Source organism: Paractinoplanes lichenicola (assembly GCF_016785085.1).
GTDB classification, from domain to species: domain Bacteria; phylum Actinomycetota; class Actinomycetes; order Mycobacteriales; family Micromonosporaceae; genus Actinoplanes; species Actinoplanes lichenicola.
The window spans coordinates 540,068-557,973 of sequence record NZ_JAENHO010000008.1 but is presented as its reverse complement, the minus strand read 5'-3'; the positions used below and the strand labels follow the sequence as shown (position 1 = coordinate 557,973).

General features: G+C 73.9%; 16 protein-coding genes. 2 read left to right on the top strand and 14 right to left on the bottom strand.

Annotated elements, in window-relative coordinates; all coding sequences use genetic code 11:
• The first annotated feature begins 15 nt into the window (after positions 1-15).
• Positions 16-1,698, top strand: a complete 1,683-nt coding sequence (locus JKJ07_RS29505) for a glycosyltransferase 87 family protein (RefSeq protein ID WP_202995066.1) — start codon at positions 16-18, stop codon at positions 1,696-1,698.
• Here the strand turns inward: JKJ07_RS29505 and surE are convergent.
• The 14 genes from surE to JKJ07_RS29435 are packed head-to-tail and all read right to left on the bottom strand — an operon-like array spanning position 1,617 to position 16,176.
• Entirely contained in the window at positions 1,617-2,423 is an 807-nt protein-coding gene (gene surE / locus JKJ07_RS29500; RefSeq protein ID WP_202995065.1) for a 5'/3'-nucleotidase SurE, read from the bottom strand. The genes JKJ07_RS29505 and surE overlap by 82 nt on opposite strands.
• Complete coding sequence (locus JKJ07_RS29495; protein ID WP_236030057.1) at positions 2,420-3,337, bottom strand: 1-phosphofructokinase family hexose kinase; 918 nt, start codon at positions 3,335-3,337, stop codon at positions 2,420-2,422. The genes surE and JKJ07_RS29495 overlap by 4 nt, the downstream gene beginning before the upstream one ends.
• A 10-nt stretch (positions 3,338-3,347) precedes the next feature.
• Positions 3,348-5,009, bottom strand: a complete 1,662-nt coding sequence (locus tag JKJ07_RS29490) for a putative bifunctional diguanylate cyclase/phosphodiesterase (RefSeq protein ID WP_202995064.1) — start codon at positions 5,007-5,009, stop codon at positions 3,348-3,350.
• Positions 5,010-5,069: 60 nt separating this feature from the next.
• Positions 5,070-5,366 (bottom strand): hypothetical protein, encoded by a 297-nt coding sequence (locus tag JKJ07_RS29485; protein ID WP_202995063.1) that lies wholly within the window; start codon positions 5,364-5,366, stop codon positions 5,070-5,072.
• 43 nt (positions 5,367-5,409) lie between these two features.
• Entirely contained in the window at positions 5,410-6,390 is a 981-nt protein-coding gene (locus tag JKJ07_RS29480) for a DNA topoisomerase IB (RefSeq protein WP_202995062.1), read from the bottom strand.
• Positions 6,371-7,291, bottom strand: a complete 921-nt coding sequence (locus JKJ07_RS29475) for a glycosyltransferase family 9 protein (RefSeq protein WP_202995061.1) — start codon at positions 7,289-7,291, stop codon at positions 6,371-6,373. Before JKJ07_RS29475 ends, JKJ07_RS29480 begins: the two co-directional genes overlap by 20 nt.
• Positions 7,288-7,968 (bottom strand): SDR family oxidoreductase, encoded by a 681-nt coding sequence (locus JKJ07_RS29470; protein ID WP_202995060.1) that lies wholly within the window; start codon positions 7,966-7,968, stop codon positions 7,288-7,290. Before JKJ07_RS29470 ends, JKJ07_RS29475 begins: the two co-directional genes overlap by 4 nt.
• Before the next feature lie 9 nt (positions 7,969-7,977).
• Positions 7,978-9,348: a PfkB family carbohydrate kinase gene (locus tag JKJ07_RS29465; protein WP_202995059.1), complete on the bottom strand. Its 1,371-nt coding sequence runs from the start codon at positions 9,346-9,348 to the stop codon at positions 7,978-7,980.
• Positions 9,345-9,944, bottom strand: coding sequence for a D-sedoheptulose-7-phosphate isomerase (locus tag JKJ07_RS29460; protein WP_202995058.1), 600 nt, complete (start codon positions 9,942-9,944; stop codon positions 9,345-9,347). The genes JKJ07_RS29465 and JKJ07_RS29460 overlap by 4 nt, the downstream gene beginning before the upstream one ends.
• The gene (locus JKJ07_RS29455; protein WP_202995057.1) at positions 9,944-11,152 is read right to left on the bottom strand and encodes a glycosyltransferase; all 1,209 of its coding nucleotides are present in this window, start codon (positions 11,150-11,152) and stop codon (positions 9,944-9,946) included. The genes JKJ07_RS29460 and JKJ07_RS29455 overlap by 1 nt, the downstream gene beginning before the upstream one ends.
• The gene (locus JKJ07_RS29450) at positions 11,137-12,057 is read right to left on the bottom strand and encodes a glycosyltransferase (protein ID WP_202995056.1); all 921 of its coding nucleotides are present in this window, start codon (positions 12,055-12,057) and stop codon (positions 11,137-11,139) included. The genes JKJ07_RS29455 and JKJ07_RS29450 overlap by 16 nt, the downstream gene beginning before the upstream one ends.
• Complete coding sequence (locus JKJ07_RS29445) at positions 12,054-13,619, bottom strand: HAD-IIIA family hydrolase (protein ID WP_202995055.1); 1,566 nt, start codon at positions 13,617-13,619, stop codon at positions 12,054-12,056. Before JKJ07_RS29445 ends, JKJ07_RS29450 begins: the two co-directional genes overlap by 4 nt.
• Complete coding sequence (locus JKJ07_RS29440) at positions 13,616-14,554, bottom strand: glycosyltransferase family 2 protein (RefSeq protein WP_202995054.1); 939 nt, start codon at positions 14,552-14,554, stop codon at positions 13,616-13,618. The genes JKJ07_RS29445 and JKJ07_RS29440 overlap by 4 nt, the downstream gene beginning before the upstream one ends.
• Positions 14,551-16,176, bottom strand: coding sequence for a carbamoyltransferase family protein (locus JKJ07_RS29435; RefSeq protein WP_202995053.1), 1,626 nt, complete (start codon positions 16,174-16,176; stop codon positions 14,551-14,553). Before JKJ07_RS29435 ends, JKJ07_RS29440 begins: the two co-directional genes overlap by 4 nt.
• A gap of 128 nt (positions 16,177-16,304) precedes the next feature.
• Here JKJ07_RS29435 and JKJ07_RS29430 point away from each other — a divergent pair, with 128 nt between their 5' ends.
• Positions 16,305-17,711 (top strand): aldehyde dehydrogenase family protein, encoded by a 1,407-nt coding sequence (locus tag JKJ07_RS29430; RefSeq protein WP_202995162.1) that lies wholly within the window; start codon positions 16,305-16,307, stop codon positions 17,709-17,711.
• Positions 17,712-17,906: the final 195 nt, after the last annotated feature.

Here is a 17,906-nt window from a genome sequence, read left to right as displayed (position 1 = left end):
TGTAGAGTTCCGAGCATGGGTAAACGATGGATCTGGCTGGCCGCTGCCATTGCCGGTGCGGTTACGGTGGGGGTGGCCCTCGGGCGACCGGCGCAGGCCCGGCTCACCGATCTGTCCGTCTATCTGGGCGCGGTTGGCGGGCTGGCCGACGGCGACAGCCTCTACGACTTCACGCGGGGCGCCGCGCCTTTCACCTATCCGCCGTTCGCCGCCCTGATCTTCACGCCGCTGACTTGGCTGCCGGTGCCGGTGGTTCAGGTCGCGTGGACCTTGGTCACCCTGGCGACGATCGCCGCCCTCGCCACGCTCGTGATGCGCAGCTCGTGGACAGGGTTGCTCAGTCGAGCGCCAGACACGAACGACCAGGCGCCACCATCGCTCAACCAAGCACCCCAAACACGCAGCCCCGCGGCGGAAACGCGCATTCGAGCGACAACATCGCTCAAAACGCGCAACCCAACGACAACAACGCTCAACCCGGCCGACGAAACGCGCAGCTCTACAACAGCGACGCCGAGCAAAGAGACAACATCGCGCAGCCACGCGCAGGAAACTCGCGACCGAGCAACGGCAACGCACAGCCCAGCGACGGCATCGCTCAACCAAGCGCTCGGAACGCGGGGTCCGGCGACGGAGAGACGCAAACGAGCGACAACATCGCCCAACCACGCGAGCGAAACGCGCAGCCGAGCGACAACATCGCTCAGCCAAGCAGTCGGAACGCGTGGCCTGCCAGCAGACGGGCGCAGCGGAGCGACAACACCGCTCAATATCGCAGCCGAAACGCGCGACCCGGCGACAACATCGCTCATGCGCACGGGCGGAGTGCGCGGCCTAGCGAGGCAAGTGTTCGATCGAGCGACAGCCCGGGTGTGGGGCAGGGCGGGGATGACTGCGGTTGCGGCGCTGGCCCTGGTGTTGTCGGCGCCGGTCTCGTCGAATCTCAAGTACGGGCAGGTCAGCCTGTTCCTCGTGGTGCTTGTGCTGGCCGATCTGCTGCTGCTGAGGCGTACGGGGTGGAACGGGGTGTTGATCGGGATCGCGGCCGCCGTCAAGCTCACTCCGCTGATCTTCGTGCCGCTGCTCTGGTTTTCGGGGCGGCGGAAGGCTGCAGTCACAGCCGCGATGACGTTCGGTGGTTGCGCGCTGATCGGGGCGCTGGCGTTGCCCGGCGACTCGTGGCGGTTCTGGACGGGCGAGATCTTCCACGTGAGCCGGCTCGGTTACATCACGGGGGTGGGCAATCAGTCGCTCAACGGGGCGCTCATGCGGCTCGATGTGCCCGATCATGCGCGTTCGGTGCTGGTGCTCGTGATCGGCGGCGGCATCGTCGTGGCGGGGCTGGTCCGGGCCGTACGGCTGGTTGATGAGGGCCACTGGCTCGGGGCCGCCGTGGTCGTCGGCGCGGCCAGTGTCGTGCTCTCGCCGGTTTCGTGGACGCATCATCAGGTCTGGCTCGTGCTTGCCGCGCTGCTGCCGATCGCGGGGCCGGGCTGGGCACGGAAGGCCTGGCCCGCGATCGTCCTGGCCGTCATGATCCTGCCGGTGACCGCGCTGCCGATGCTCAGCGAGGTCCGGCTGGTGCTGGCGATCGGGGTCGCCGCGCTGGTTCCGCTCTACGACGGCACGCGCCGCTGGGACGGGATTCGTACGCCACCCACCTCGGCCGGCGGCCGCAGGGCCGTCACCGTCGCGTAGCCCTCGGCCAGCAGCGCCAGGTCGGTGCCGGGCACCAACGGCTCGTTGACCCGCTCGATGGTCGTCCGGACGAAACCCTCCCCGGCCTCGGCGACCGCGATGCCCGCCTGGCCGAAGGACGCCAGCGTGGCCTCGCGCAACTCGGCGGGGCCGGGACGGTCGGGCACGTTCACGTTGAGCACCGTGCCCCGCGGCGTCTCCTCCAATGCGCCCATCAGCGAGACCGCCGTCGTCGCGGCCGCACCCCAGTTGAGCACGTCGTCGGAGGGCAGCACGATCGCGTTGCCCCCGGACGCGGCCGACACCGAGGCCTCGGGGTGCAGCACGTCCAGCGACACCGCCATCGCCCGCATGCCGTAGTTGGCCGCGGTCAGCGCCGCCCCCACGGTCGCCGAGTGCAGCACGGCCCGGCCCGCGTTGACCCCGCGGTTGATCCCCGACAGCACCAGATCCGGCGGCGGCCCGAAGACCCCCAGAGACGCCAGCACCACGATGTACGCGGGAGACGCCGCCACCCCATAAGCGGATAAGTCCGATATGCCAGCGGGACGGAACACGATCTCGCCGTCGGAGACGACCGCGGTGAGGGCCGAGCTCATCCCACTGGCCTCCTCCTGAGGAGCGGCCACCACTACGTCGTAGGAGGGAGAAGAAGCCACCGCAGAAGCCAAAGCGGCCAGCCCAGGCGCAGAAATACCGTCGTCATTGGTAACGAGCACCCTCATCGCGGCTCGATCCGCACGCGACTCATCAACTCCCGCACCGCCTCGCCCCTCCCGGTCCCCAGCCCGTGCCGGGTCACGTTCAATGCACCAGCGGCCGCCCCCGTACGCAAGGCCTCGTCGACGGAACCACCCCGGGCGAGCACGGAGGCCACTCCCGCGGTCATCGAGTCACCCGCACCCCGGTGCTCGTTGACCCGCAGCGGCGGCGGATGCACCTCGCACTCGTGCCCGTCGTAGAGCGCCAGCGCCGGATCGCCGGCCCGGCTGATCAGCACCGTCTCGACCCCGCGCTCGAGCAGTTTGCGCCCGGCCGCGAGCAGCGCGTCGACGCTGTCGTCCGCCGCCAGCCCGTCGTCGATCAGCTCCTCGTGGCTGACCTTCACGACGGCCACCCCGCCTTCCAGTACGGCGGAAAGGTAGTCACCCGACAGGTCGGCCACCACCCGTACGCCGTTGGCCGTGAGGTCCGCCGCGAGCCGCTCGTACAGGGCCGGGTCGGCCGCCGACGGGGCGTGCGGTCCACTGAGGACGGCGACCGACGAGCGCAGCCCCTCGGTCAGCGCGATGTTGTGCAGCTCGTCGAGGTCGTGCCGTTCCAGCGGCTCCCCCGGGTGCTCGGCCACCGTGTCGCGTTCCCCGTCGCGGCGGTCGTGCACATACCACCCCGTCTCGGCGCGGCGGGGCACCGTACGGACGTCGAATTCCTCGGCCCCCAGCAGCGCCTCGACCAGAGAGCCCGGCTCGCCGCCGAGGGCGACGCACAGGGTCACCGGCACACCGAGCGCGGAGATCATGCGGGCCTGCCAGACGCCCTGTCCACCCGGGTGGACGTGCAGGGCCGGCGACGCGTTGTGCTGCTCGATCGTCACGGTCAGGATCGGCGCGGGGGCAAAAACCATCACCCGGTCGGTCATGCCGGGTTCATTACCCCGCGATGGCCATCTCAAGCGAGGGCGGCATGGGGCGGCCGAAGTGATAGCCCTGCAACAGGTCGAAGCCGGCCCCGGCCAGGATGTCGGCCGTCGCCTGATCCTCGACGCCCTCGGCGACCAGCGTCAGCCCGAGCCCGCGGGCCATGCTCGCGACCGCCTCGACGATCGCGCGGTCCCGCTCGTCGTGGATCCGGTGCACGAACGCGCGGTCCAGCTTGAGCTCGTCCAGCGGCAGCTGGGTCAGCAGGGCCAGCGAGGTGTATCCGGAGCCGAAGTCGTCCACCGCCACCCGTACGCCCAGGTCGCGCAGCCCGCGCAGCCGTTGCGCGCTCTGCTCGGGGCGGGTCAGCACCGCGCTCTCGGTGATCTCGACGATCAGCGAGCAGCCGGGCAGGCCGTGCCGGGCGAGCAGGCCGCCGATCTCGTCGACGATGCCGTCGTGCACGAGCACGGGGGCGGGCAGGTTGACCGCGACCGGGATCGGGCGGCCGGCGTGGTGCCAGCGTGCGGCCTGCCCCACCGCGTCGGCCAGCACCCAGGTCGTGAGCGGGTTGATCACCTCGGAGCGTTCGGCGCCGGGCAGAAAAGCGCCGGGCAGCAGCAACCCGTGCCGAGGATGACGCCAGCGCACCAGGGCCTCGAGAGAGCGAGCCTCCCCCGTACGGGCATCGACGAGCTTTTGGTAGTGCAGCTCGAGCTGACCCTGGTCGATGGCGGCGCGCAGCTCGGACTGCAGCCGCAGATCGGTGCTCTGCTCGGCGGCGAGCTCGGGCCGCCAGAGCTCGACGGCGGTGCGGTGCCGCTTGGCCGCATACATGGCCGTGTCGGCCCCGGCGAGCAGGTCGGACAGGGAGCGCCGGCCCGCCGCCGTACGGGCGATGCCCAGTGACGCCTCCACGGTGATCGGCACGCCCGCCACCACGAACGGCCCCTGGATCGCGCGCAGCAGCTCGCGGCCCCGCGCGACCAGGTGCTCGTCGGAGCCGTCGCCGAGGTCGTCGGTCAGCAGCACGAACTCGTCGCCGCCGAGCCGGAACGTGTGCCCCGGGCCCAGCGCCTCGGCCACCCGGCGCAGCAGCTGGTCGCCGCGGGAGTGGCCGAGCGAGTCGTTGATCTCCTTGAACCGGTCGAGGTCGACGAGCATCAGCGCGACCTGCCGCCCGGCGTCGAGCAGCGCGCCCGCGGTCTCGGTCAGCATCCGCCGGTTGCCCAGCCCGGTCAGCGCGTCGCGCAGGGCGAGCGACTCGTATTGCCGGCTGAGCTGCTCGACCAGCGGCCCGACGGGCGCGATGCCGATCTCGCCGCCGCCCAGCTCGACGACCACCGGGGTGCCGCGGTCGGGGGCGGGCCGGGCCAGGCAGGCGCGGGCGGCGTCGTCCCAGGGCAGGGCGGCCGGCAGCACCAGTGCGGGCGGGCCGAGCAGCACCCGTACGGGCCGGTGGAAGAGCAGGGCGCGACCGTAGCCGAGGCGGCCGGCCAGGTAGGTCTCGAGGCTGGGCCGGTCGAGCACGTAGAGCCGTCCCGCGTCCACGGCGACCAGGCCGATCGACTCCGGCTCGGCCCGCAGGAGAGCCTCGATCACGCCGACCTCGGTGTCCGCGCTGACCACCGATACCGGCGTGGCCAGTGCGCCGAGCGCCGGTGCCTCCGTCATCGCTCCGCAAGGCTACGCGGCACGCCGGTCGATTCCTGACCCCGCTACCAAAAGTTCACCTCAGCCCAGGCGGATGAGACGTAGGTAACGCCGGCCGGCCGCGTGCCGGGCGCTGCGGGGCTCGACGCGCAGCCGCACGGTGGCGCCCGGTCCGAGATGGACGGGCAGGGCCTCGCTGCCGGTCCAGTCGAGCTTGGCCCGTACGGTGTGGGTGCCCGGGGGCAGCGCCAGCGACAACTCACGACCGCAGCGAACCGAGCCCCTCACGGCGCCGTCGACCACGATCTCGTACGCCCGGGCCCGGTCGAACCAGTGCCCCGACGGGCGTTCGACGGTGAGCGTAGCGATGACGGTCATACCGCTGATGCTGCCCCACAGCACCGGCCACGAAACAGCCGTCTCAGTCGGCGTTCTCCTTGATGAGCTCGCGGACGGCCTTCTCACTGCCGGACCGCACGACCTCGCCCTCCTCGTACGCGGTCAGCACCCGCGGGTCGACGTAGGAGGCCCGGGCCACCGCGGGGGTGTTGCCCAGCAGGTCGGCGACCTCCTTCATGGCGTGCGACACGGCCTTCTTGCGCTTGGACTCGGTGGGCTGCGGCCCCTGGTCGGCGAGGGCCCGGGCCGCCTCGACGGTGCCGTGCCACGTACGGAAGTCTTTGGCGCTCATCTGTTCGCCGCTGACCTCGCGCAGGTAGTCGTTGATGTCGTCGGCGTGGATGTCGCGCCAGCGCCGGGCCGACCGGTCGTAGAACGCGAACAGCCGGTTCTCGCCGCGCCGCCGGATCTTGAGGTCGCGCAGCACCTGGCACACCTCGCCGTCGCCCACCGTGCCCGAGTGGTCGACGCCCGACTTGCCCTTGAACTCGAGCAGCACACACCCGCCGCGGGTGCGCACGTGGGACGGCTGGAGCGTCGACAGGCCGAAAGACGGATCGTCCTCCCGTACGGCGTACTGGTCGCTCCCGATCCGGAACATGCCCATGTCGAGCAGCCGCACGATCGCCGCCAGCACCCTCTCCCGGGTCAGTCCGCGCGCCTCGGTCAGGTCGGCGTGCAGCCGGTCGCGGAGTTTCGGCAGCCGCGCCGCCACCTCGAGCGCGTGGTCGAACTTCTTCTCGTCGCGCGCGACCCGCCAGTCGTCGTGATAGCGATACTGCTTGCGGCCGGCCACGTCGACCCCGGTGGCCTGGATGTGCCCGCGCGGGTCGGGCGAGATCCACACGTCGGTCCAGGCCGGCGGGAGGACCAGCGCCTTGATCCGCTCGATCGCCGCGCTGTCGGTCAGCCGCGAGCCGTCGGTGTCGCGATACGAAAACCCTTTCCCCGTACGCTGCCGCGCATACCCGGGCTTGGTCAGGTCAGAGCGCCGCAGCCGCACCGGTCACCTCACGGACGGCGCCGAGCACCTCGTCGGGCTCGATGGCCAGCAATGCCGGGTGCACGCGCGGGTCGGGGCTGTCGCCGGGTTCGCTGCGGGTGCCGTGCCAGATCGCCCGGTGCTGCGGCCGGTCGGGCGGCCCCCAGCGTGCGGGCGACATGGGGCCGAAGAGCACCACCGACGGCGTACGGTAGCCCGACGCGAGATGGGCGATGCCGGTGTCCCCGCTGATCACGACACGGGCCCGCGCGACCAGGGCGGCGAGCTCACCCAGGCCGGTACGCGGCACGGCCGACTCGTCGAGCCCGGCGCGGGTGGCGACCCGTACGGCCAATTCGCGCTCTTTGTCCGACCCGGTGATGAGCACGCGGTGGCCCTCGGCGCGCAACCGCCGGGCCACGGCCGCATAACGCTCGACCGGCCACCGCCGCGACGGCGACTTGGCCCCGGGGTGGATGATCGACACGCCCGGCTCCGCGGCGACCGGCGGCAGGAGGGTCAGATCCGACGGGTCGGCGGTCACGCCGTAGTGGCTCAGCATGCGGCACCAGCGATGCACCTCGTGGTCCTCCTCATCCCAGGCAGGTCCGTCGAGATGCCCCGCCGCAGGGCAGGCAAACGCCCACAACCGATCGGGTGACGCGGCCCGCAGCAGCCGATGCGACTCGGGCCCGGAGCCGTGCAGGTTGACCGCGAGCGAGGCGGGCGGCAGCGGCGCGGGGCCGAGCCCGTCGACCGGCACGATCCGGTCGACGCCCCCGATCAGCGAGATCAGGGGCGTCAGCCAGGTCGGCGCGGCCAGCGCGAGGGTGCGCCCGGGGAAGGCGTTGCGGAGCCCGCGCAGGGCGGGCACCGCGGTCAGCACGTCGCCCACCCCGAGCGCGCGTAAGGCCAGGATCACGGGTACGACGTCTCGGTCTCGGCCGCGATCACCAGCTCCCGGACGGCGCAGCCCCGCGGCTGCCCGAGCGCGAACATGATCGCCCCGGCCACGTGCGCGGGGTCGTTGAGCACGGCGTCCGGGCCGGGCTTGTACTGCTCGTCGCGGTCGTCGAAGAACTTGGTCCGCATCCCGCCCGGGATCACCAGCGTGACGTTGACCTGCCCGGCCAGCTCGGCCGCGAGGGCCCGGGTGAAGCCGACCACGCCGAACTTGGCCGCGCAGTACGCCGTGGCGTCGCCGACCGCCTTGACGCCGAGCGTGGAGGCGACGGTGACGACCCCGCCGTGCGACTGCTTGAGCGCCGGGATCGCGGCCCGGATGACGGCCGCGGTGGCCAGCAGGTCGATGGTGACGATCCGGTCCCAGGTCTCCCCCGGGATGTCGGCCAGCGCGCCCGGCACGTCCATGCCGGCCGCCGTCACCACCCCGTCGATGCTGCCGCCGGCCTCGGCGATCGCCCGGCGGGTGGCCTCCTCGGCGGCGCGGGTGTCGGCCAGGTCGCATTCGATCCAGGCCACGCCCTCGGCCGGGGCCTGGCGGTCGATCACGTACGGGCGGCCGCCGGCCTTGAGCACGGCGTCGACGACGGCGGCGCCGAGCCCGCTCGAGCCGCCGGTGACGATCACTGCGTCCATGTGCTGGTTCTACCTTCCGGTGGTGGCGGCCTGGGCCGCGGCGATGGTCCTGGTGGTGGAGCGGCCGTCGAGGTAGGGGACGATCACGGTCTGGCCGCCCCAGCGCTCGACCAGCTCGGTCTCGGGCAGCGCGTCGTAGTCGCCGCCCTTGACCCAGATGCCGGGCCGGAGCCAGGTGAGCACGGCCTCGGGAGTGGACTCGCCGAAGATCACGACGGCGTCCACGCAGTCGAGGGCGGCGAGCATGCGGGCCCGGTCGTGCTGCGGGTTGAGCGGGCGGTCGGGGCCCTTCAGACCCCGTACGGAGTCGTCGCTGTTGAGACAGACGATCAGGCAGTCGCCGAGTTGCCGGGCCGCGCGCAGGGTCGCCAGGTGGCCCACGTGCAGCAGGTCGAAGCAGCCGCCGGTGGCCACCACCGTGCCGCCCCGCTCGCGCACCTCGGCGACGAGCTGCCCCGCCTCGTCGGCTCCGATGCGCTCGGGACTCACCGTGAGCTCCCGGGGCGCGGCGTTGACCCCGCCGCCGGCGACGTAGGCCGAGGCGTCCGCGACCGCTCGCTGCACGGCCTCGGAGACCAGCGCCCCCTCGGCCAGGGCGAGTGCCGCGCTGGCGGCGAACCGGTCCCCCGCGCCGCACGTGTCGCCGGCGCCGACCTGCGGGGCCGGCACGACCAGCGGCGTCGGCCCGGAGTGGCACAGCACCGCGCCCTCGGCCCCGCAAGTGACGACGACCGCGCCGGCCCGCCAGCGCTGCCGCAGCGCCTGCGCGCCGCGCTGGGCCGCGGCCAGGGTGTTGCCGCCGCCCGCGTCGCCCGACAGTTTGCGCACCTCGGCCAGGTTGGGCGTGACCAGGCGGGCGTTCGGCACCGGGGCCGGGCCGTCGGGGTGCGGATCCCAGACGAGGGCGGCCTTGGTCTCGCCCAGGGCCCGGCGCAGCTCCGGATGCCCGGCCACGCCCCGCCCGTAGTCGCTGACCAGGATGGCCTTGGCGGCGCGGAGCACGTCGAGCACCGCCTCGGTGGCCGCGCCGGGCGCCTGGGCCGAGCCGCCCCGGTCGAGCCGCAGCAGCACCTGCCCGTCCGCCCGCAGCCGCACCTTCTCGGGCGTCGCGCCCGGCAGCGGCAGCGCGTAGACCTTGACCCCGGCCTCGGCCAGCAGCTCGCTCAGGCGCGCGCCCCCGGCGTCGTCGGCCAGGGCGGTGACGAGCGCGACCTCCTGCCCCGACTGCGCGGCCAGCAGGGCGGCCAGCCCGGCGCCGCCCGGACGCTCGGTGACCCGCTCCTCGTCGAGCACGGGCGCCGGGGCGTCCGGGGCGACCCGCCGCACGCTGCCGTCCACGTCCCGGTCGAGCAGGGTGTCGCCGACGATCACGAGCCTCATACCGTGACCTCCACCTGGAGTCCCACGAAAGGGACGACCGCCGGCAGGGTCCGGTCGAGGTATTCGCACATCAGGTGGACCGCGACGAGGTGCAGCTCCTGCACGACCTGGCTGTCTCGCGACGGGCAGCGCAGCGCCTCGTCGCAGGCGTCGGCCAGCGGCCCGTCCAGACCGGTCATCGCCCACGTGCGCAGCCCGCACTCCTTGGCCGCGCGCACGGCGGCCAGCAGGTTGGGGCTGCGCCCGCTGGTCGACAGGGTGATCAGCACGTCGCCGGGGCGGCCGTGGGCCCGCACCTGCCGGGCGAAGACCTCGTCGAAGCCGTAGTCGTTGCCGATCGCGGTGACCGCCGACGAGTCCGGGGTGAGCGCGATCGCGGACAGCGGCCGGCGTTCCTCGCGCAGCCGCCCGACCAGCTCGGCCGCGAGGTGCTGGGCCTCGGCCGCGCTGCCGCCGTTGCCCGCCACGAGCAGACGGCCGCCCTGACCGAGGTGCCACGCGAGGTCGGCGCCCCAGCGGGCCAGCCGGTCGCCCTGGGCCCGGAACGGCTCGATGGCCGCGGTCAAAGCCGACAAGTGCGTGTCGAGAGGGTCCATCAGGCCACTACCTCCGGCGTGTTCGCGGCGAGCCCGGCGTACGTCTCGGCGAGACGCTCGGCGATCCGGGGCCAGGCGTACGTGTACTGGGCGCGGTCGACGGCGGCCGCGCCGTAGGACAACCGGCGCATGTCGTCGCCGGTCAGCTTGCGCAGGGCCAGGCCGAGCCGGGCCGGGTCACGCGGGGGCACGAGGTCGCCGGTGACCCCCTCGACCACCGTGTCGGCCAGCCCGCCGACCGCGGTCGCGACGACCGGGACGCCGCAGGCCATGGCCTCCAGCGCGGTCAGGCCGAACGGCTCGTACCAGGGTGTGGCCGCGAGCACGTCGGCCGAGCGGTACCACTGCGGCATCTCGTGGGCCGGGACCGCGCCCGCCAGCAGCACCCGGCCGGCCACCCGGCTCGTCTCGGCCAGCTGGCGCAGGCGGCGGGCGTACGGGTCGCCGTCCAGGTCGCCCTCGGGCGGGCCGCCCACGACGATCAGCTCGGCGTTCTTGACGGCGGGCAGGGCGCGGATCAGATCCTCGACACCCTTGCGCTCGACCAGCCGGGCCACGGTGAGGATGCGGGCGCGGCCGGCCGGGCGGGGCACGGCCGGGCCGTCCGGGCGGAACCGGTCGACGTTGACCCCGGAGGGCACGAGCGTCATCCGCTCCCGGGGGACGCCGAGCCGCACCAGCTCGCGCACCTCGTCCTGGCACTGCACGATCACGCGGTCGACGGCCCGGCCGAGCTCGCGCTCGTAGGCGACGCGCCGGGGCGGGCTGGTGTCGGCCGCACCCTGGTGGCGGCGCTTGACCGAGCCGAGCGCGTGGAAGGTCTGCACGACCGGCACGTGGCAGCGGCGCCCGGCGGTGACCGCGGCCAGCCCGCTCATCCAGAAGTGCGCGTGGGCCACGTCCGGCTTCCACTCCGTACGCCAGTCGTCGGCCAGCCACTCGGCGAACGCGCCCATGAACGGCAGCAGCTCGTCCTTGGGCAGCGCCGTCGCGGGCCCGGCGGGCACGTGCACGACGTCGATCCCGTCGGCCATCGGCACCACGTCGGGCTGCTCGGCGCTGTCCCGGCGCGTGTAGACCCGGATCTGGTGCCCGGCCGCCGCGAGCGCCCCGGACAGCTCGGCGACGTGCGAGTTCTGGCCGCCCGCGTCGACACCCCCGAGGGCGGCCAGCGGGCTGGCGTGTTCCGAGATCATCGCGATGCGCATGTTTCCTCCTCGAGCAGCCGGTCCCAGTCCGCGAGGAACCGGTCCAGCCCGTAGCGGGCGAGGGCGACCTGGCGGGCCCGGGCGCCGAGGGCGGCCGCCGCGGCGTCGTCCTCGAGCAGCCAGTGGGCGGCCTCGACCAGGGTGGCGACGCGGGTGTCGAGCACCCCGGCGTCGGGCGGCACGGCGACGACCGCCTCGGTGGTGGCCAGCCCGATGATCGGCATGCCCATCTGCATGGCCTCGATCAGGCTCAGCCCGAGCGAGGTCCAGCGGCACAGGTGCAGGTAGGCGCGGCGCCGGGCGACCTCGGCGTGCATCCGGTGCTGGGGCAGATCCTCGTACGGGGTGACTCCGGTGAGCCGCTCGACGCCCATGCCGAAGACGTCCAGCGGCGCCACGGTGGCGAAGCGCGGGAACAGGTCGGTGCCGGTGACGCGCTGCCGCCGTACGGGCTCGTTGGTGACCACGGCGAAGTGGCCGAGCTCGCCGGTCCAGCGTGCCTTGGGTTCGACGATGCCGTGCTCGATCACCGTCGTCCGGGTGCCGCCGTTGTCCCACATCAGCTCGTTGAAGTCGGTGACGTGGGCGATGACCAGGTCGTCGCGGCCGGCCATGGGATGCCGGGTGCTGGGCACGTCGCCCTTGGGCGTGTTGTGCTCCACATAGATCACGGGCACCCCCTTGGGCACCCGTTCCAGTTCCTCGGGGCGTTGCACGATCGCCACGTCGGCGTCGTGGATCTCCTCGAGCGGCAGCTCCTCGGCCGTGGCGGGCCAGTCGAAGGTGCGGGCCCGCCCCCGGCCCCAGGCGTCGCGGGCGTCGTTGACGGGGATCAGGTAGCGGTGCTTGCCCTGGACGAACGAGGTCGTCCAGGAGCCGTGCACGTGCCAGAGCAGAATGTTCACGCGGCGGCCTCGGAGGTCTCGGCGGGGGCGGCGATCCGCGCGACGGCGGTCACCACCTCCGCGGGTTCGACGGTGGACAGACAGGGGTGGCCGGCGACCGGGCAGGTCGTGGCGCGGGTGTCCCGGCAGGGCGCGGCGGCCCGGCCGAGGCGGACGTTGGGCACGCGGTAGGGACCCCATTTCCCGTACGGGACGGTCGGGGCGTAGAGGCTGACGACGGGGGTGCCGACGGCGGCGGCCAGGTGCGCGGGCCCGGTGTTGGCCACGACCACCGCCCGCGCCCCGGCCAGGATCGCGGCGAGCTCGGCCATCGAGGTGCGCCCGGCCTTCTCGGCGATGTCCCCGGCCACGTACGCGGCCAGGTGGTGCTCGTCCGGCCCGGCCGTCACGAGCACCCGGTGACCGGCCGCGACCAGGGCGGCCACGATCTCGCGGACCGTCTCCGGCGGACAAGCGCGCGCCTCGCAGCTCGCGCCGGGGTGCACGACCACGTGATCGCCGCGCGGGACGGCCGCGCCGGTGACCCGCAGGCCGCCGTCGTCGCCCGGGGGCAGCGCGAACCCGGCGGCGGCGGCCACGCTGCGGGCCCGTTCGGGTTCGGGCAGCTCCTCGGGCACGCGGTGGCGCACGTCGAGCAGCGAGCCCGGATAGTCCTCGCTGATCGCGGTGATCCGGCCGATCCCGGCCGTGCGCAGCAGCAACGCGAGCGGCAGCGCCGACTGGTGAAAGGAGGTGAAGACGACAGCCTCGTCCGCGCCGGTCGCCCGCAGCCGCTCGACGAGGGCGGCCATGCCGGCCGGGTCGACCGGGCCGGGCTGCGGATCGATCCAGGGCAGCCGCCATTCGATGAGCTCGTCGACGCCCGGCAGCAGCTCGGCGGCGGCGCGCCCCCGCGGGCCGCAGAGCAGCACCACCCGCTCGGCGCCGGCCGCGACCGCCCGGACGGCGGGCCCGGTGACCAGCACGTCCCCGGCCGAGTCGGACCGCACGACCAGCACCGTCCCCGCCCGATCGCGCCGGGCGCCCGGCGTGACCAGCGATTCCCGCCGCAGGATGAGGTCGGCCGCGCCGGCCAGCGTCGCGGCGGTGAACGGCGCGGCGGCGACCTCGTCGGGCAGCGTGACCGGGGTCGGCACGAGGATCGCGGCGGCCCCCGCGGCCTGCGCGGCCTCGACGTCGCGGCCGATGTCGCCGACCATCACGCACCGGCCCGGCGTGGTGCCGAGCGCCGCCGCGGCCGCCTCGACCAGCCCCGGGGCGGGTTTGCGGCAGCGGCAGCCGGCGGTGTCGTCGTGCGGGCAGATCTGCCACGTGTCGAACGGCCCGAGCAGCTCCGCCACGCGGCGGTTGACCGCGTCGAGCTGCTCGGCGGTGAAGCGGCCGCGGGCCAGGCCGGACTGGTTGGTGACCACGCCGAGCCGGAACCCGGCCGCGCGCAGCCGGTCGAGGGCCTCGCGGGCGCCCGGCATCGGCCGGACCAGGCCGGGATCGCCGTTGTAGGGCACGTCCACGATCAGCGTGCCGTCCCGGTCGAGCAGGACGGCGTCGAACAGCTCGCTCACAGCGCGCGCCACCTCCACCAGCCGCGTAGCCAGTGCCAGGTGGCCGCGGGCGGGATGGCCGCGCTGGTCACCAGCATGGTGGCGACCTCGCGGGGGTCGCGGGGGCCGGGCGCGATGCGGGCCGCGGCGAACTCCGCCGTGCCGGCCGCCCAGACCAGCCCGGCCACGGCGGACAGGCGCGGCTGGCGGGCGGCGGCGAGGGCCAGCGCGGCCAGGCCGGCGACCGTGATCGCCACGTGCCGCGGGCGACGGCCGGGCGGGATGTCGAGCCGCTCGCGCCAGCCGGGGCCGTAGAGCCGGCGCAGCAGGGCGTCGTCGGCGTTCCCGCGCTGCGTGCGCAGGCTGACCCAGGGGCTCTCGGGCCGCACCGGATGCGTGACCCGGCGCCGCCCGCGCCGCAAGGTCCACCCCTGCCCCCGTACGCGGTAAGCCAGCTCGGCGTCCTCCCGGAAGGCTCGCGGCAGCCGCTCGTCGAAGCCGCCGCAGCGCTCCAGCGCCTCGCGCCGGTACGCCATGTCGGCCGTGATCCACGCGCCCTCGGCCAGCCCGGCGGTCACCCGCTCCCAGTCGGTCGGCCGGCGCCCCGGCGGCAGCGGCACTCGCAGCTCGCCCTGGACGCCGCCGACCCGCTCGTCGGCCTCGGCCAAGTCGTCCATCAGCCGGTCGGCCCAGTCGGCGTCGGGCCGCACGTCGTCGTCGAGGAAGGCGACCCAGTCGTGCTTGGCCGCCCGCCAGCCGACGTTGCGGGCGGCGGCCGGCCCTCGCGCGGGTCCGGCCAGCACGACGCCCGGCACGTCCAGCGGCGGCGGTGCGCCGGGCCGGTCGTCGACGATCAGCAGTTCCAGGTCGTGCGCGGCCACACCCGGGGCCAGCGCCGTGAGCAGCTCGGCCAGGCTGGGCCGGCCGAGCGTGGGTATGACGACGGTCGCGCTCACGCGAACGCCTTCGCGCGGTGCACCGCGAACGGCCCCATCGCCAGCAGGTCGACCGGGGCCGACCCGAACAGCTCCATGGCCTCGCGCGGGGTGTCGACCATGGGCCGGCCGGCCGTGTTGAGCGAGGTGTTGACGACCACGGGCAGGCCGGTGAGCCGCTCGAACTCGGCCAGCAACTCGGCCACCAGCGGCTCGGTCTCAGTGTGGACGGTCTGCACGCGGGCGGTGCCGTCGACGTGGGTGACGGCCGGGATGCGGTCCTTCCACTCCGGTTTCACGCGATGCACGAAGAGCATGTACGGGCTCGGGTTGACGCCGGTGAAGATGTCGTCGAAGCGCTCGGCCCGCACCATCGGCGCGATCGGCCGGAACTGCTCGCGCCCCTTGACGTCGTTCATCCGGGTCTGCGTGTCCTGGTCACCGGGGTGGGCCAGCAGCGAGCGGTGCCCCAGCGCGCGCGGGCCGTATTCGCTGCGGCCCTGATACCAGGCCACGATCCCGTTCTCGGCCAGCACCTTGGCGGCCTCGGCGGCGATCGACCCGGGGCGGCTGAACGGCAGCCCGGCCCGGCGTAGCTCCGCTTCCAGCTCGTCGTCGGTCCACCCACGACCGAGCGCGGCGCTGCCGAAAGGCACATTCTTTCCCTGTACGGACAAAGCCGCGCCGAGCGCCGTGCCGGAGTCCCCCGCGGCCGGCTGCACCCACACCCGGTCGAACGGCCCCTGGTCGGCGATCCGCGCGTTGGCCACGCAGTTCAACGCCGTGCCGCCGGCCATGGTCAGCGTCTTGAGCCCGCCCGCGGCCTCGTACGTCCACCGGGCCAGCTCGAGCAGCACCTCCTCGAGCCGCACCTGCACGCTCGAGGCCAGGTCGGCGTGCTGCTCGGTCATCTCGCCGTCGGCCGTACGGGCCTTGGCCAGCGCACCCCAGTCGATCCGTTCGACCGTGAAGCCACCGTCGTCGGTGGGCCGCACCAGCTCGCGGAGCAGGGCAAGAAACCGCGGGCGCCCGTACGACGCCAGGGCCATCACCTTGTATTCGTCGCTGGAGTGCAGGAACCCCAGGTGGCGGGTCAGGTCCTCATAGAGCAGGCCGAGCGAGTGCGGCAGCTCCTGGCTCTTGAACACCTCGAGCTCGCCGCCGCGGAACGCGCCCGCCAGATGGCTGGCCACCTCGCCCCGCCCGTCGAGCACCAGGGTCGCGCTGTCCTCCGGCACCGAGAGCCCGGCCGAGGCGGCGTGGGCGACATGGTGCGGCACGAACCGCACCTGCTCGGGGTCGAGGCCGGGCAGCGCGGCCGCCAGGAACTGCGGTGCCCGGCGCGCGTAATCGACCCGTACGTGGTCCCACGGGTCGTCGAGGCCCAGGCTTGCCGCGTCGCGCGACAGCCCCGGGTCGAACGAGTAGGCCACCGCGTCGAGGTCGCCCGGGCGCAGGCCGGCCTCCTGCAGGCACCAGGCGGCGGACAGCTCGGGCAGCTCCCAGGCGGCGTACGGGACCGGTCGTTTGCCGTGCTTGCGGCGGCTGAAACGTTCCTCCTCGGCGGCCGCCACCACCCGGCCGTCGACGAGCAGCGCCGCCGCCGGATCATGGAAAATCGCGTTGATGCCCAGCACTCGCATGGCGGGCCGCGTACCCCTGCCGCCCCCGCTTAGTCGGAGATCATTGACTTCTTACAAATAAAAATCCGTTCGTTTGACCTGCGGCGATCGGACGTTTCAAGCCGATGCATGTGGGCAAGCGCCGCCGCATGTATCACGTCTTGCAGCAAGTGGACGGTGCGTGGCGAGCGGGCGGGTCCGGCCGTCGCCTGACCGTTCTCAATCCGGCCGACGACACCCCCGTGACCGAGGTGGCAGTCTCCTCCGAGGAGGATGTCGCGACCGCCGTACGCACGGCCCGCGCCGCCGCACCCGAGTGGTCCCGGACGGCGCCCGCGGCCCGAGCGGCGGCCCTGCACGCGGCGGCGGACGCCGTGGCCGCGGCGGCCGGCGAGCTGGCCGAGATCATGACCGCGGAGATGGGCAAACCCGTCGACGGCGCGCAGGAATCGATCATGGCCGGCGTCGGGACGCTGCGGCAGTACGCCGAACTGGGCCCCACCCATCGGGGCCGGTCCCTGGCCGGCGACACCGAGGCGATCGACCTGATGGCGTACGAGCCGCGCGGCGTCATCGCCGTGATCACCCCCTGGAACGACCCGGTCGCCGTGTCGTGCGGCCTGCTCGGCGCGGCCCTGGTCACCGGCAACACGGTGATCTACAAGCCGAGCGAGCGGACCCCCGCGACCGGCTGGCGCCTCGCCCAGCTGCTGACCGAGCACTTCCCCACCGGCGTGCTCACGCTGCTCAACGGCGACGGCCCGGTCGGCGCCGCGCTGGCCGCCGCCCCCGTCGACGTGGTCGCCCAGGTCGGCTCGACCGCCACCGGCCGCGCGATCGCCGCGGCCTGCGCCCGTACGGGGGCCAAGGCTCTGCTCGAGAACGGCGGCAGCGACCCGGTGATCGTGGACGCCGGCGTCGACCCGGCCTGGGCCGCGTCGCAGGTCGCGCTGGGCGCCTTCGTCAACTCGGGCCAGATCTGCGTCGCCGTCGAACGCGTCTACGTGCACGAGGCGGTCGCGCCGGCCTTCCTCGACGCGCTGGCCGCCGAAGCCGACACGTGGACGCCGCAGATCGGCCCGATGGTCGACCGCCGGATGCGCGACACCGTCGACGAACAGGTGCAACAGGCCGTCAAGGCGGGCGCCCGAGTCGTGCGCGGCGGCACTGCACCGTCCGGCCCCGGCGCCTACTACCCGCCGACCGTGCTGGCCGACTGCACCGACGACATGGCCGTGGTGCGCGAGGAGACATTCGGGCCGGTCGCCCCGGTCGTGACTGTGGGGTCGTTCGAGGAGGCCTTGACGCTGGCCGCCGACAACCCGTACGGCCTGGCCGCGTCGGTGCTGACCACGTCGATGAGCCACGCCCAGCAGGCCTGGCGGCAGTTGCCCGCCGGCACCGTCAAGGTCAACGCCGTCTTCGGCGGGGCCCCGGGCGGCGCCGCCCACCCCCGCCGAGGCAGCGGCCAGGGCTTCGGCTACGGCCCGGAACTACTCGACGAAATGACCGTGATGAAGGCCGTCCACATCGAGGCCCCACCCCAGGGCTGGTGACCACTCACGGGGCCGCGCCGCCTGCCGTCCCGGCTCCGCCCACCCCCTGCTCGCCCCCGCTGCCCTGCACGCCGTCCCCGCCGCCCGCGCTCGCTTTCCTGCGCGGCAACAGGGGACGGCGAGGCACCGCAGCACGAGACGGCCAGGCACCGCAGCACGAGACGGCCAGGCACCCGCGCGCATGCCATCTTCGCT